At 70.4% G+C, this 14,326-nt stretch carries 13 protein-coding genes; 6 read left to right on the forward strand and 7 right to left on the reverse strand.

Annotated elements, in window-relative coordinates:
• Position 1 precedes the first annotated feature (1 nt).
• Positions 2 to 388, reverse strand: a complete 387-nt coding sequence (locus PS271_RS30495; RefSeq protein WP_398386374.1) for a hypothetical protein — start codon at positions 386 to 388, stop codon at positions 2 to 4.
• Positions 385 to 861: a hypothetical protein gene (locus PS271_RS30500; protein ID WP_398386375.1), complete on the reverse strand. Its 477-nt coding sequence runs from the start codon at positions 859 to 861 to the stop codon at positions 385 to 387. Before PS271_RS30500 ends, PS271_RS30495 begins: the two co-directional genes overlap by 4 nt.
• Before the next feature lie 278 nt (positions 862 to 1,139).
• On the opposite strand from PS271_RS30500, the gene PS271_RS30505 reads away from it, so the two are divergent.
• The 4 genes from PS271_RS30505 to PS271_RS30520 are packed head-to-tail and all read left to right on the forward strand — an operon-like array spanning position 1,140 to position 5,655.
• Positions 1,140 to 2,378: a sensor histidine kinase gene (locus PS271_RS30505; protein WP_398386377.1), complete on the forward strand. Its 1,239-nt coding sequence runs from the start codon at positions 1,140 to 1,142 to the stop codon at positions 2,376 to 2,378.
• Entirely contained in the window at positions 2,366 to 3,016 is a 651-nt protein-coding gene (locus PS271_RS30510; protein ID WP_398386378.1) for a LuxR C-terminal-related transcriptional regulator, read from the forward strand. Before PS271_RS30505 ends, PS271_RS30510 begins: the two co-directional genes overlap by 13 nt.
• Before the next feature lie 49 nt (positions 3,017 to 3,065).
• Entirely contained in the window at positions 3,066 to 3,812 is a 747-nt protein-coding gene (locus PS271_RS30515; RefSeq protein ID WP_398386380.1) for an ABC transporter ATP-binding protein, read from the forward strand.
• 4 nt (positions 3,813 to 3,816) lie between these two features.
• Entirely contained in the window at positions 3,817 to 5,655 is a 1,839-nt protein-coding gene (locus tag PS271_RS30520) for an FtsX-like permease family protein (protein ID WP_398386382.1), read from the forward strand.
• 56 nt (positions 5,656 to 5,711) lie between these two features.
• Here PS271_RS30520 and PS271_RS30525 read toward each other — a convergent pair whose 3' ends face one another.
• Entirely contained in the window at positions 5,712 to 7,595 is a 1,884-nt protein-coding gene (locus PS271_RS30525; protein ID WP_398386384.1) for an ABC transporter ATP-binding protein, read from the reverse strand.
• Positions 7,596 to 7,991: 396 nt separating this feature from the next.
• On the opposite strand from PS271_RS30525, the gene PS271_RS30530 reads away from it, so the two are divergent.
• Positions 7,992 to 8,789 (forward strand): alpha/beta fold hydrolase, encoded by a 798-nt coding sequence (locus PS271_RS30530; protein ID WP_398386386.1) that lies wholly within the window; start codon positions 7,992 to 7,994, stop codon positions 8,787 to 8,789.
• A 138-nt stretch (positions 8,790 to 8,927) separates the two neighbouring features.
• Complete coding sequence (locus tag PS271_RS30535) at positions 8,928 to 9,152, forward strand: MbtH family protein (RefSeq protein WP_398386387.1); 225 nt, start codon at positions 8,928 to 8,930, stop codon at positions 9,150 to 9,152.
• 347 nt (positions 9,153 to 9,499) lie between these two features.
• Here the strand turns inward: PS271_RS30535 and PS271_RS30540 are convergent, their stop codons facing one another.
• The 4 genes from PS271_RS30540 to PS271_RS30555 all read right to left on the reverse strand — a co-directional run bounded on the left by PS271_RS30540 (position 9,500) and on the right by PS271_RS30555 (position 14,111).
• On the reverse strand, positions 9,500 to 10,426 hold the full coding sequence (locus tag PS271_RS30540) for a ParB/RepB/Spo0J family partition protein (RefSeq protein ID WP_495656766.1): 927 nt from the start codon (positions 10,424 to 10,426) through the stop codon (positions 9,500 to 9,502).
• A gap of 838 nt (positions 10,427 to 11,264) precedes the next feature.
• Complete coding sequence (locus tag PS271_RS30545; protein ID WP_398386390.1) at positions 11,265 to 12,497, reverse strand: cytochrome P450; 1,233 nt, start codon at positions 12,495 to 12,497, stop codon at positions 11,265 to 11,267.
• 29 nt (positions 12,498 to 12,526) lie between these two features.
• Positions 12,527 to 13,906, reverse strand: coding sequence for an NAD(P)/FAD-dependent oxidoreductase (locus tag PS271_RS30550; RefSeq protein ID WP_398386391.1), 1,380 nt, complete (start codon positions 13,904 to 13,906; stop codon positions 12,527 to 12,529).
• Positions 13,896 to 14,111 (reverse strand): ferredoxin, encoded by a 216-nt coding sequence (locus tag PS271_RS30555; protein WP_398386393.1) that lies wholly within the window; start codon positions 14,109 to 14,111, stop codon positions 13,896 to 13,898. Before PS271_RS30555 ends, PS271_RS30550 begins: the two co-directional genes overlap by 11 nt.
• Between the last annotated feature and the right edge of the window lie 215 nt (positions 14,112 to 14,326).

Genomic DNA, 14,326 nt, shown 5'->3' on the forward strand with positions numbered 1-14,326 from the left:
GTCAGCAGCGGGGACGACGAGGGCGGAAGAAGTAGGCGGAGTTGAGGACCACCAGCCCTGCCCAGAGAATCAAGGGCACGGTGGCCCCACCGGAGGCGAAGATCGTTGCGAGCGTGCCGAGGACCAGCGAGGTGATCACGACGGTGAGCTCGGTCCTGCGTTCGCGGGTTACGGCCCGCTGGAGAGGGCCGGCCAGTCGTTCGGCGTACAGCTCGTCGAACGATTCGGCGACGCGGTCGTCGATCCGGTCCCCGAGCCGTTCGACGAACAGGTCCACGACGGCCCCCTTGTTGCTGTCGCCTTCCGGGGCTTTGACCGGCTTGGGGCGCGGTGAAGCCGTGCCGGGGAACGTCAGGGGGTCGGCTGGAGTTCGGGGACGCTCGGTCATCGGAAGCTCTTCCTCGGGTGTGGGCGGGGAGACTCGAAGCCGCACCCGCGGTGACGTCGGGCGGGCAGAGCCGGGGTGGTCGGCACCGGCCGTGGATTCCGGTGCGGGAGGGAGCGCGCGGCCAGCACGGCGCACAGGGCCGCCATCGGTAGTTCCGCGCCCAGGGCCATCGCGATCGCTTGGGCGAGTTCGGAGCCGGGGGCCGAGGTGGTGACGTCGAACCAGGCATCGGCGATCAGCAGTGCGCCGGTTGCCGCCGCGGTGAGCAGACGCCGGGGGTCCCGGCGCAGCAGCAGTACTCCGGTGGCGGTCAACCCCAGCGCCTCCAGTGCATCCAGAGCCATCCATGCGATCGGCCAGTGCTGGACGCTGGGCATGCCGGGCAGCGATATGACCAGCGCCAGCAGCCAGGGCACCATGGCGATGCCCGAGCCGATCAACGCCATGCCGAGCCGCCGCGTCCGGACGCTCACCCTTTGCTCCCGGGATTCAGTGGCGCGCGGGAAGGAGATCACATCCGCAATGACGGCGGCCGGAAGGTCCGGACCGCGGCAGATTGCCGAATCGACTAGGGCCATGGGACGTGTCTCCTCCCGAAGGCAGGCTTGGAGTGAGTGACGTGGACAAGTCTTCCTGCGACGCGCGCCCAAGTCGGTAACGCAGGGGCCCGACTTGGGGTGGTACTAGCTTCACCATTGATCCGGATACACGGTGCATGGCACGCCCTCATCCGGTGTCCTACCGTCGAGCCATGAAGATTCCTCCGGCTCTGCGGCGCGCTTCCCTCCGGGCGCGGCGGGACACCGGCTTCCTGGCGGTCGGTGTCCCGCTGCACCTTGCCCTGGCGCCGTTGTGGATGTGGGGGGTGGCCATCGTCGCGAAGACGCAGAACTGGATCCTGCTCCCCACGTCGTTCGTCCTCATCCTCCTCGGAGTCCCGGTGCTGACGGCCGTTCAACGGCTCCGCTATCGAGCGCACCTCGGAGTGGACGTCCCCCGGCCAGGGGCGACTCCGGAACGGTGGTCGCCGGCGGTCACGGTGCGATGGCTGTCCTCGGTCCAGACCTGGCGTCAGGTCGGATATCACCTTCTGCTCGGCCCGCTCCTGGCCGCGCTGGAGCTGCTGGTGCTCGTGGCAGGGACCGCGGGCCTGGCGAGCGCCACCGCATACGGGTGGGCCTGGGCGCTGCCGGTGCGGATACGCCTGGACTTCTTCGACTACACGACGCAGCTGTACTGCACCGTGGGGGGCCTCGCGCTGCTGGGCGCCGCGCCCTGGATAGCAGGGGTGGCGGCCCGGGCCGAGATAAGGCTCGCGCCCGCGCTGCTCGGGCCCAGCCGGGCCCAGCAGCTTCAGCAGCGTGTCGAGCACCTGGCCGAGAGCCGCACCGACCTGATCGAAGCCGTCGACAACGAGCGCCGCCGCATCGAACGTGACCTGCACGACGGCACCCAGCAGCGGCTGGTCTCCCTGGCGGTCAACCTGGGCCTGGCCGTGGCCACGCTCAAAGATCTGCCGGATGAGGCCCGCGAGGTGATAGAAGGAGCACACCGCGAGGCGAAGGAGACCATAAGCGAACTCAACGACCTGGTACGCGGGCTGCATCCGGCCGTCCTCGAAGACCGTGGGCTGGATGCGGCGTTGTCCGGGCTGGCCGCCCGGGTGCCCATGCCGGTGCGCCTGCGGGTCGACATCGAGGAGCGGATGGCGCCCACGGTGGAGTCGGTCGCGTACTTCGTCGTCTCCGAGGCACTGACCAACGCGACCAAGCACGCCCGCGCAACGCGTGCGGAGGTGACCGTCAAACGGGTGGGGAAAGTGCTGCGGGTGAATGTCACCGACGACGGGCTGGGTGGCGCCGACGCCTCCGCCGGTACGGGACTGAGCGGGCTGGCCAAGCGCGTAGGCTCCGTCGACGGCACTTTCCGGGTCAGCAGCCCCGTCGGGGGACCGACCACCGTCGCCGCGGAGCTGCCGTGCGAGCAGTGATCGCCGAGGACTCCGTACTGCTGCGGATCGGCCTGGTCAAGGTTCTGGAGATGGGCGGTATCCGGACCGCCGCCGAAGTCGGTGACGCGGAAGCGCTGCTGGTGGCGGTCGAGGAGCACCGCCCCGAACTCGCCTTGGTCGATGTCCGCATGCCGCCGGGCTTCACCGACGAGGGGGTGCGCGCCGCACTGGTGATCCGCCGGCAGTGGCCGCAGACGGCGGTGGTACTGCTCTCGCAGTACGTGGAAGAGAGGTACGCGGCCGACCTGCTGGCAGCCAACACCAGCGGTGTGGGCTACCTGCTCAAGCAGCGGGTTGCCGATGTCCGGGAGTTCGTGGCGGCAGTGCGGCGGGTGATGGACGGGGGCACAGCGCTGGATCCGCAAGTCGTCGCCCAGCTGCTGCTGCGACGTCACAGCGATCCGCTGGAACGGCTGACCCCGCGCGAACGGGAGGTGCTCGGTCTGATGGCCGAGGGGCGTTCCAACACCGGCATCGCCGAAGCGCTGGTAGTCAGCGAGAGTGCGGTGGCCAAGCACATCAACAACATCTTCGCGAAGCTCGACCTGCCCGCAGCCGATGCCGACCACCGCCGCGTTCTCGCGGTGCTGCGCTTCCTCAGCGCTTCTCCGACCTGACCGGCCGGCACAGAACGACAGTTGTTACCGACAAGGAGAGAGGACTCAAGTGAGCACAGTGAAAGACGGCACGCTGCTGAGTGCCCGAGGGCTCACCAAACAGTACGGATCGGGGGGCGGGGCGGTCCATGCGTTACACGGCGTCGACATCGACATCGCCGCCGGAGAGACCGTCGCGGTGACGGGGCCCAGCGGATGCGGCAAGTCCACGCTGCTGCAACTGCTCGGCGGGCTGGACCGGGCAGGTGGCGGCGAGATCACGATTGACGGCAAGCGCGTGGACAGGCTCGGAGAGCGCGCGCTGGCCAAATTCCGCTGCGGGACCATCGGGTTCGTGTTCCAGGCCTTCCAGCTCATGGACGAGCTGACGGCGGTGGAGAACGTGGAGCTGCCGGCCCTGCTCGCGGGCCGCTCGCCCCGCAAGGCCCGCAAGCGCGCGACCGGTCTGCTGCAACAGGTCGGACTCGCGGACCGGGCCCGCCATGTGCCCTCGGCGCTGTCCGGTGGCCAGCGTCAGCGCGTCGCGATCGCCAGGGCCCTGATGAACGAGCCGGCTCTGGTACTGGCCGACGAGCCCACCGGCAACCTGGACAGCCAGGCGACCACCGAGGTGCTCCGTCTCTTCGACGGTCTGCGCGAAGCCGGGCAGACGCTGGTGATCGTCACCCACGACCCGCGGATCGCTGCGACCGCGGACCGGGCCGTCGCCCTGCGCGACGGCAGGATCGCGGAGGAGACCCGGGCCACCGGCGTGGGCGGCAACCGGTTCGCTGCGATCGCCGACCGGAAGGCCTGAGGACATGGGACGGCTTCGACTCACCCTGCGACTCGCCTTCCGGGACCTGCGCCGCCGCCGCACGGAAGCGGTCTTGCTGCTGCTGGTCATCACAGCCGCGAGCGCAACCATGACCCTGGGCCTGGCGCTGCGCGACGCGACCGGGCAGCCCTACGAGCGGACCAAGGCCGCCACGGCCGGCCCGGACGTGGTGCTGCGTCTGTACGGCAAGGAGAGCGCCCCGGTGATCACGGACGACGAGCTCACCGCGCTCACCTCGGTCGCGCAGCGGCCCGGCGTCACCGCCCGCAGCGGCCCGTATCCCTCGACATGGGGTGTCGTGCGGGCGCACGGCCGTTCGACTGGTGTGCAGGTGCTGGGCCGGGACGCAGATCCGGCGGCGGTGGACCAGCCGAAGCTGACCGCCGGCCGCTGGATCGGCCGGGACGGCTCGGTGGTCATGGAGGCCGCACTGGCCCGCGCGCTCGGTGTCGGCGCCGGCGACCGGATCACGGTCGCCGGTAAGGAGTACAGGGTCTCCGGCCTCGCGGTGAGTGCCGCCATCGCCCCGTTCCCGGCGGCCTGCCTGGGCGGTTGCGAGCTGTCCGCGGGCAAGCCCGAGCGGGACAACAGCGGTCTGATCTGGGCCACGCGGGCCGATGCCCAGGCGCTGGCGAGCACGCAGAACCCGTTGTACTACCTGATGAACCTCAAGCTCGCGAACCCCGGCTCCGCGTCGGCCTTCGCCGACGAGATGATGACGCAGTGGCCGGCGTCGGGCAAGGCTCTGCTCAGTGCCGAGGACTGGCCGGCCGTCCGGCACCGGGATGCCCGGACGACTGACATGGTGCGCGCGGACCTCCTCGTCGGCAGTTCGCTGCTCACCCTGCTCGCCGTCGCGAGCGTGGCGGTACTGGTCGGCGGCCGCATGGCCGACCAGACGCGCCGGGTCGGGCTGCTCAAGGCCGCCGGCGGGACACCACGGCTGGTCGCGATGGTGCTGCTGGCCGAGTACGTGGTTGTCGCGCTGGTCGCGGCCGGGGCCGGTATCGGTGTCGGCGCGCTCGTGGCGCCCGAGCTGACCGGTGACACCGCGGGCCTGCTCGGCGGCTCAGGGCGGCCGCCGGTCACCGCGGTCGAAGCGGCGGTCGTGGTCGCCGCGACACTGGCCGTGGCGATCGTCGCGACCTTCTTCCCGGCCGTGCGGGCCGCGCGGACCAGCACCGTACAGGCGCTGGCGAACGCGGCGCGGGCGCCGAAGCGCCGTGGCCTGCTGATCGCGCTGTCCAGGCGGCTTCCGGTGCCGATGCTGCTCGGTCTGCGCCTGGTGGCCCGGCGGCCGCGGCGAGCGGCGCTCGCCGCAGCGAGCGTCGCCGTCACGGTCAGTGGCATCGTCGCGGTCCTGACGGCCCACCTGCGCATCGCGTCCCAGCAGTTCTCCGGTCCCGACGCCCTGAGCAACCCGCTGGCCGACCGGATCGGCCAGACCATGCTGGTGATCACGGTCATGATCGGCCTGCTGGCCTCGGTCAACGCCGTCTTCATCGTCTGGGCGACGGTGCTCGACGCGCGCCGCTCCTCGGCGGTGGCCCGTGCGCTCGGCGCCGACGCGCGCCAGGTCGCGGCCGGTCTGGTCTGCGCGCAGGCGATCCCGGTGTCCGTCGGTGCCGTGCTGGGCGTCCCCGGCGGCATCGTGCTCTACGGCGGTGTGAGCAATGGCGGTCCGTCGCAGCTGCCGGGCCCGGTCGTGCTGACCGCCGTGGTGCTCGGGACGATCGTGCTGATCTCACTGCTGACCGCGTTCCCGGCCCGGGTCGGGGCGCGCCGGCCGGTGGCCGAGGTCCTCCAGGCAGAGGCCGTCTGAGCAAGGCTGAAGCGCCGTGGGGCCGTACGACGACCCCACGGCTCATGCGTTCGGTGTCAGGCCTCTGCGGCCGGAGCGCCGATGGCGGGCTCCGCGACGTCTTCCCCGGCGAACTGGGCGCGGTACAGATCGGCGTAGAGTCCGCCCGCCGCGAGCAGCTCCGTGTGCGTGCCGTGCTCGCGGATCCGGCCCCCGTCGACGACCATGATCTGATCAGCGGCGCGGATCGTGGACAGCCGGTGGGCGATCACCAGGGAGGTCCGTCCGGCCAGCACTTCGGCCAGCGCACGCTGGATCGCCAGCTCGGACTCGGTGTCCAAGTGCGCGGTAGCCTCATCGAGCACCACGACCGGGGGTGCCTTCAGCAGCAGCCGTGCCAGGGCCACGCGCTGCTTTTCGCCGCCGGAGAGCCGGTGCCCGCGCTCGCCCACCACCGTGTCCAGGCCCTCGGGCAGCGCCGAGATCGTGTCCCAGATGTGTGCTGCGCGGCAGGCCGCCTCGACCTCCTCCTCGCTCGCCTCGGGCCGGGCGTACAGGAGGTTGGCACGGATCGTGTCGTGGAACATGTGCGAGTCCTGCGTCACGACGCCGATCGCGCGCCCTAGCGAGGCCAGCGTGAGGTCGCGCACGTCGTGCCCGCCGACCCGTACGGTTCCCGCAGTTGCGTCGTACAGCCGCGGCACCAGCTGGGTGATGGTGGTCTTCCCCGCCCCCGACGGCCCCACCAGAGCGACCATCTGCCCGGCCGGCACGCGGAAGCTCACATCGGTCAGGACCCAGCCGGGTGCGCCGGACTCGGTGCGCGTCGCACGGGCGACGGGTTCCAGCGAGGCCAGCGACACCTCGTCGGCCACCGGATACCGGAACCGGACGCTTTCGAACTCCACGTCCGCCGCCAGGTCCGCGCCGGCCTCGGGCAGCGCGAGTGCGCCGGGCCGCTCGGCGATCAGCGACGGCAGGTCGAGCACCTCGAATACCCGCTCGAAGCTGACCAGCGCCGAGGCGATGCCCACCTGCAGACTCGTCAGCTGGTTCAACGGCGCGTAGAAGCGCAGCAGCAGTGTCGTCATCGCGACCAGCGTGCCGATCCCGGCCACGCCGTCCACCACCAGCAAGCCGCCGACACCGTAGACCACCGCCGAAGTGAGGGCGACGAGCAGCCCGATGACGACTACGAAGATCCGCGAGACCACGCCGGTGCGTACCGCGACGTCACGGACCCGGGCCGCACGGTCGGCGAACTGCCCGGACTCCCGGTCGGTGCAGCCGTAGAGTTTGACGAGCGTGGCGCCCGCGACGTCGAAGCGCTCGTTCATCAGGGCACTGATGTCGGAGCGCAGCTCCATCTCCTGGCGGGCCAGGCGCTGGATCCGGCGGGAGATGACCTTGCCCGGGCCGAAGAAGACGGGCAGCAGCACCAGCATCACCAGGCACAGCTGCCAGGACAGATACAACATCGTCGCCAGGGTGAACACGATGGTCAGAACCGTGGACACGGTCGTCGTCAGCACCGTGCCGACGACTTGCTGTGCCCCGGCCACGTCCGAGTTGAGCCGACTCACCAGCGCGCCGGTCTGGGCCCGTCCGAAGAACGCCAGCGGCTGCCGCTGCACGTGGTCGAAGACCCGGGTGCGCAGGTCGAACACCAATCCCTCGCCGACCCGGCCGGAGAGCCACGCCTGGGTGTAGACGGCCGCCGCGTCCACCAGCGCCAGCGCGGCCAGCGTCACCGCCCAGCCGATGATCACTCCTGACTGGCGCGGTGCGATGCCGTGGTCGATGAGCAGCTTGAGCACCAGGGGGTTCGCCGCAGTGATGGCGGCGTCGACGGCGGTGACCACGACGAGCAGGATCAGAGACCAACGATAGCGCGCGGCGTAGGGCAGGATCCTGCGGAACGTACCCGGACGGACCTTCTCCCGGGTCAGTGGCAAATCCATGCGCGGCCGCATCTGGAAAGTGCCTAGCGACATGGGCGCGCCCGCTGTCGGTCCGGCGACGGGGCGGGGACGGGTGCTCTCATCGGATACTGGCTCCTTGACAGAAGGCGGCGTTCAACTGGTCCCGCGCCGCACTCGAACAGCGGCGCCGTCCTCTGGACACCGACGGGCCCGGCCGGATCCGAGTATTGATGCGCTGCGCCGTGACAGGCCATAGTGGCGCTGTGCCGGGGCGGAGCGGAATGTCCGGAACTTCCGCGAACGCCGGTCGAACGGCGCGAATCCCGCCCGCGCCCGGCGTGCGTCCGACGATGTGCGCACCGCTGTGCCAGGCGGTCACCCGACCCATCCGCTCCGCCGGCCGGACGCCGGCGCGTTCCAGAATTCGGAGAAGCCATGCCGCTGGTCGCCGTCAACGGGGTCCGCCTGGCGTACGAGCGCTCAGGGCGGGGCGAGCCGGTCCTGATGATCATGGGTACGGGGGCGGCCGGCCGGGTGTGGACCACGCATCAGACCCCGGCGCTGCACCGCGCCGGTTATGAGACCATCATCTTCGACAATCGCGACATGCCCTCTTCCGACGCCCCGCCCGGCCGGTACTCGATGAACGACATGGTCGCCGACACGGTCGGCGTCATCGAAGCGCTGAGCCTGGGGCCCTGCCGCATCGTCGGGACCTCGATGGGCGCGATGGTCGCCCAGGAGATCGCGCTGGCACGGCCCGAGCTGGTGCGCGCCGCGGTCCTGCTGGCCACCCGGGCCCGCGCTGACGCGTTCCGCAGGGCTCTGAGCCGTGCCGACCGCGAACTGGCCGTCACCGGCCTTCAGTTGCCGCCGGTGTGCGCTGCGGTCAGCGAACTCCAGCAGATGCTGTCCCCGGCCACCCTCAACGACGACGCCGCCGTTGCGGCGTGGCTGGACCTGTTCGAGATGACCGCCGGCAAACCGGCCGGCGCGCAGGCATGGATTTCGAGCGACCAGGACCGGCGTGCGGCGCTGCGCGGCATCAAGGTGCCGTGCCGTGTCGTCTCCTTCGCCGACGACCGCGTCACCCCGCCGCACCTGGGTGCCGAAGTGGCCCGGGCGATCCCGGACTGCGACTACCGGGAGTTCGCCGCCTGCGGGCACCTGGGATTTCTGGAGCGTCCGGACGAGGTCAACGCAGCGATCATCGAATTCTTCGACAAGTACTGAACCGAGCGAGTGGCGGACGGACCGCATCAGGCAGTCGGGCCGCTGATCCTCCGCAGCCCGTTCAACAAGCGTGATGAAGCGGTTGAACACATGACAGCGATGTTCACGGCAATTCGCGGAACTGAAAGGAAACCCACTGTGGCGAATCCATTCGACGACGAGCAGGCACAGTTCCTGGTCCTGATGAACGAAGAGGAGCAGTATTCGCTCTGGCCGGTCTTCGCTGACGTCCCGGGCGGCTGGAAGACGGTCTTCGGCCAGGCCGGCCGCCAGGAATGCCTGGACTACATCGAGTCCGTGTGGACTGACATGCGGCCCAAGAGCTTGGTGGAGGCGATGGCCAAGGACGCGGCGAACCGATAGGGGCTGGCGGAACGGCGCTGCCCACGGCCGCCGCTGAGGCTTGAGGCCGGCTTGTCCGTGACAGGCGGACCGGGCGAGCCCGCCCCGGCCTGTCGGACCGACCCGCTCATGGCATTGTGCCTGCCAGGGCGCGGTGACCGACCCTGCAACCAGGCGGAGAAACAGCGCATTGGGCGTTCACAGTACCGACGCCCAACGCGCTGTGTGTTGGAGGAACGCGTAGTCACTCTGTACGAACCTCCTCCGACTGGTCAGGAGGCCCCTCGGCGTCCACCACGAGCCGGTAGGGCAGCCTGCGCCGCGTCGGCACCGAGCCCCCGTAGCCGAAGCCGAGGCAAGTCATCCGTTCATCGCCCCGGAGCGAGCTGGTCGCGATCGTCCAGACGTTGTGCGAACTCCAACCAGGTCGCCGCGTACTGGCGTGCGAGGCTTCCCACCAGCGCACCGCAGTGCGGGGGTACGGCAGCAGTGAGGTCCACCCAGTCCGCCGCCGCGTTCTGCTGGAGCAGCCGTAGCAGATGACGTCCCTCTTCCTTGAGGCGTAGCGACGGGTCCCGCAGCAACTTCGCGAGGAGTGTGCCGGGGTCCGGCGGTGCAGGCCGGGTTCTGCGTTCGTGGCTGCGGCGGCCGTCCTGGGGTAAGGCCGGTACCGAGTCGTCGTCTCCGTCGACGGTCGTAGTCGTGGACGCCCCGTGACGGTCGGCGAGGGCGTACGCGGCCCCTTCCGGCCTTCGCGCCGACGGCAACTGACCGGCCTGGATGCGTTTGCGAACGTCGCTCGCCGTGGCCGGTGAGATGCCGGCTATGCGCGCGACCTCGCGCAAGGACAGCTGTGGGTTGTCCGACATCACCTGGGCAGCACGCCACCTGCCCTCCACGCTGCTCAGCGGGCGTACCCGGCCATCGCGACCGACACGTGCGTTCGACTGAGCTCCGGCGACAGTTGAACGGCGCCGTAGGGAGGCGATGGCTTTGGCTCCCAAACCCGAGGCTCGTGCGATCGCTCGGTCCGACAGCTGCGGATGGGAAACGATGATTCGCGTGGCGGCAGCCCGGCGGTCGGCCTGCGAGAGCGGCAGACCGTGCGCGATGTTAGCTTCGACCGCACGAAGGAAGGCGTCCTCCGCGGAACCATCGAAGAATTCCACCTCAATGGTTTCTTGTCCCCGGGCGAAGGCGGCGAGGAGGCGGTGCATTCCGTCGATGATGCCCATGTCGGTCCGGCGGACGAGAATCGGCGGCAGCGGTCCGTCGACTTCGGTCAATCGCGCCACATGTTCGGGGTCCGGGCCCTGCGTGCGGGGATACTCACCAGGCAGGAGCGCCGAGATGGGAACGGAGAATGTTTTCGGCTCGCCGGCTTCAACGGGCGTGGACGCACTGAGCGAACGGCTGATTGCTCCAAGGGGAGCTAGAGTCAACACTCCAGCATCTGACTGACGCAATTCATGACCCTCTTGTGTCGATACTCGTGACCTTGGTTTTCCGCAGGATTTCTGACGTATTTCACGGACTGGACGCCGTAGGGTGACGGGTGTCTCTTCCGCCATAACCACTTCCCCAGAGGATCGGCCTCGGCGCGATACAGGGCAATCGGCACGGCGCAGTCGTCTCCTTCCCTCTCACAGGCGGAGTGGAGGTGTGCACATGTTCATATGAGCGCCGTGCCCCTGTCGAGGCGTCGTAAGGGGAAATCCTCACAGGAGTGCGGCAGGCGTTACGCCGCATGAACCGGGCCGGAGGTGGCTGAATCTGGTCTGGTGCTGTAGGGCCGTACAGTCGCGTGCACGTCGGGAGTGTGAGGTCTGTGGCGCGTGTGGAACGAGTTCACAAGGAAGCTCAATAAATCGTCAAAAGTCATTAATGGCTCAGTAAAGTGCAGCCGGTTTGATCATGACAACTCGACAGGCTTGTGTCGGGTGGAGCGAACGGCAGCCGGCAAGCCGGACACGGCTAGGATTCGTCAAAGTCCGGAATCTGCAGGGCAGTCGCAGGGCGCGTGACGCATTTCTTGCAAGTCTCTGCAGCGTGAGCAATGCCGGCCGGGAGCGCCTGGCCGACGGAGAGTTCGCCGAGTTCCACGCGGAGAGGAGTTCTCGCTCCATTACGTCCTCACGCACGTTGGCCGAGGAGCAGATGCCGCGGCCCGCGCAGGACAGGGCTGTTGCGGTACTCCGGCGGGTCCTTCAGCAGCCGGGGGCTGTCCAGGAGGCTGATCAGGGTCGTGAGGGCGATCTGCGTCTCCAGACGGGCGAGGGGCGCGCCGAAGCAGTTGTGGATGCCGCTGCCGAAGCCGAAGTGCTGGTTGTCCCCGCGGGCGGGGTCGAAGCGGTCGGGGTCGGGGAAGCGCAGGGGGTCGCGGCTGCCCGAGGCGAGGACGAGGACCAGCGGCACGCCCTTGGGAAGGGTGACGCCGGCGACCTCGATGTCGGCCAGCGGCGTGCGCTGCGGCAGGAACTGCACGGGAGGCTCGTAGCGCAGCAGCTCCTCCACGGCACCGGGCATCAGGTGCGGCTCGGCGCGCAGCCGTTCCAGTGCCTCGGGGTTGCGCAACAGCGTGAGCATGCCGTTGGTGATGAGGTTGACCGTGGTCTCATGCCCGGCGATCAGCAGCAGAACGGTGGTGACCATCAGCTCCTGCTGCGTGAGCGCGCCCTCCGGGCCGTCCTCGTTGGCCAGGGCGGAGAGCATGTCGCCGGTGGGGCTGTGACGCCGCTTCTCGGCGAGCTCGCCGAGGTACTGACCCATCGCCGACCGCGCTTCGTAGGCGGCTTGCCGGCGCGCTCCCGGGTCCTCGCCGGGAGTGAAGTCGAGCCCGGAGACGACCGTGTCCGCCCAGGTGTGGACCTGGGGGATGTCCTCGGACGGTACGCCGAGCAGGTCGCAGATGACGGTGACGGGCAGCGGGAAGGCGAAGTCGTCGACGAGGTCGAAGCTGTCCCTGCCCCGCAGCCCTTCCGCGAGCTGCCCGGCGATGCGGGAGATGTCGCCGCGCAGCGCGTCGATGCGGCCGGGGGAGTGGGGCGGGCCGAAGGGCCGCATGGTCAGCCGCCTGAGGCGGTCGTGCTCGGGGTCGTCGCGCCCGATGAAGGCGGGCGGCAGCCCTTCCGGCGGCGGCATGATGGCGGGGTCGGGCTCGGTGCGGTTGCGGAGGTCCGAGCTGACGCGCGGGTCGTGCAGCAGCGCGGCGATCTCGTCGTACGTGCCCACCAGGTACTTCCCGTCCTCCTGCCGGGCGATCTTGTGCTCGCGGAGTTCGGCGTAGAGCGGGTACGGGTCGGCGCGGTTCGCGTAGTCGGTGATGCGCCTGAAGAGGGTGTCGGCGGAGGGGGCGTCGGCGGGCATGCACGGATCCCTTCGGGGAGCGAGCGGCGTCAGCCGCCGGGCCGGACCAGGGTCAGGCGGCGGTCCGGGACGTGGCCGGTGAGGGCGACGGTCGGGCCGTGGGTGAGGACCCGCGGGTCGGGCACGTCGGAGGGGACGGGTTCGAGGTCCGCGAGCTGGTCGGCGGCGCCGGGGCCGGGCGGGAAGGGGGCGGCGGTCTCGATCAGGCGCCGGTAGTGCTCCAGCCACTTGGCCCGGTTGACGGTCACCGCCGCGGTGATACGCCCGCGGTAGCCGTAGACCGCGACCAGGCGGCGCTCCTCGGGCGAGCCCTGGGCGATCACCACCTGGTCGGAGAAGGTGGGCACGCCCACGGACTTGATGTTGAGACCGAACTGGCCGGACCAGAACGACGGCACGGCCAGGTGGGGCCGGCGGAGCGGGCCGGGCGCGATCATGTTGTGGGCGGCGATCTCCGCCTGGGCGACGGCGTTGCCCCAGTGCTCCAGGGCGATCAGCTGGTATTCGAACAGCGGGTGCGGGAAGCGGGCCACGTCACCGGCGACGAACACGTCGTCCGTGACGATCCCGTACATGGTGAACACCCGGCACCCCGCGTCGCAGGCCACGCCCCGCGGGCCCGCCGCGAGGCCGGAGTCGGCGAGCCACTCGGTGTTGCGGACCGCGCCCAGGCAGACCACGGCGACGTCGGCCTCGATCCGGCTCCCGTCGGAGAACTCGGCACCCGTGAGCCGGCCCCCCGAACTCGTCAGCGCGGTGACGGTGACCCCGCAGCGCAGGTCGACCCCGTGCGCGCGCTGCAGCCGGGTCGCCCAGTCCCCGACCGTTCCGCCCAGCGCACCGATCAGAGGCGCCCGGCCACGCTCGGCGACGGTCACTTCGAGGCCGCGTTCCCGGCAGGCCGATGCCACCTCGGAGCCGGTGAAGCCGGCGCCGATGACCAGCACCCGGCCCGGCCCCGCGTCCAGGGCCGCGACGAGGCGGCCCGCGTCGTCGCTGGTACGGAGCGTGAAGACTCCTTCCAGCGCGGCCTCGCTCGGCACGGGCCAGGGACGGGCGCGGGTGCCGGTGGCGATCAGCAGCCGGTCGAAGGGCAGGCGCTCGCCATCGGCGAGCACCACGCTCTTCCCGGTGGCGTCGACCCCGGAGGCGGGCACACCCAGCCGCCACTGCGCGTCGATCGGCCGCCGGCCCGGCAGCCCGCAGTCCTTGGCCCCCGCCTTCCCGAGCAGCACGAGCTTGGACAGCGGCGGCCGGTCGTAGGGGAGCTGCGGCTCGTCCCCGACCAGGGTCAGCTCGCCCTCGAACCCCTCGTCCCGGAGCGTCTCGGCGGCCCGCAGCCCGGCCAGTGACGCCCCCACGATGACGATCCGCCCGTCGCGCCGTCCGCCGCTCGCCTCACCGGGCACCGGAGCCGCCGCCCGCCTGCTCCCCGGCCGTGATGGCCTGCACCGGACATGCCGCCACGGCCTGCCGCACGCGCTCCTCCTGGCCGTCGGGGACGGCCGGGACGTACAGCAGCGCCTCTTCGCCGTGCAGTTCGAACACCTGCGGGGCGAGGAACACGCACTGCGCGTAGCCCTGGCATCGGTTGAGATCGACCACGATCTGCATGCGGCTCCTCCCGGCGCCCGTACGTCACCTCTGTCTTAAGCCCCCGCGGGCGGCGGCGCGGGGCGATGCTGCTCCATCCGGGGTACGGGCCCGTCGCGTATAGCGAATGACCATGGCAGCGGACGAACAGACGAGCCCCGGCAGCGACGAGGCGGACGCCGAGGACACTGACGGTGGCCCGCGACCGGCTCGGGGCAGGGAGGGTCCGGGCGAGT

The sequence above is a fragment of the Streptomyces sp. SCA2-17 genome, assembly GCF_044336695.1.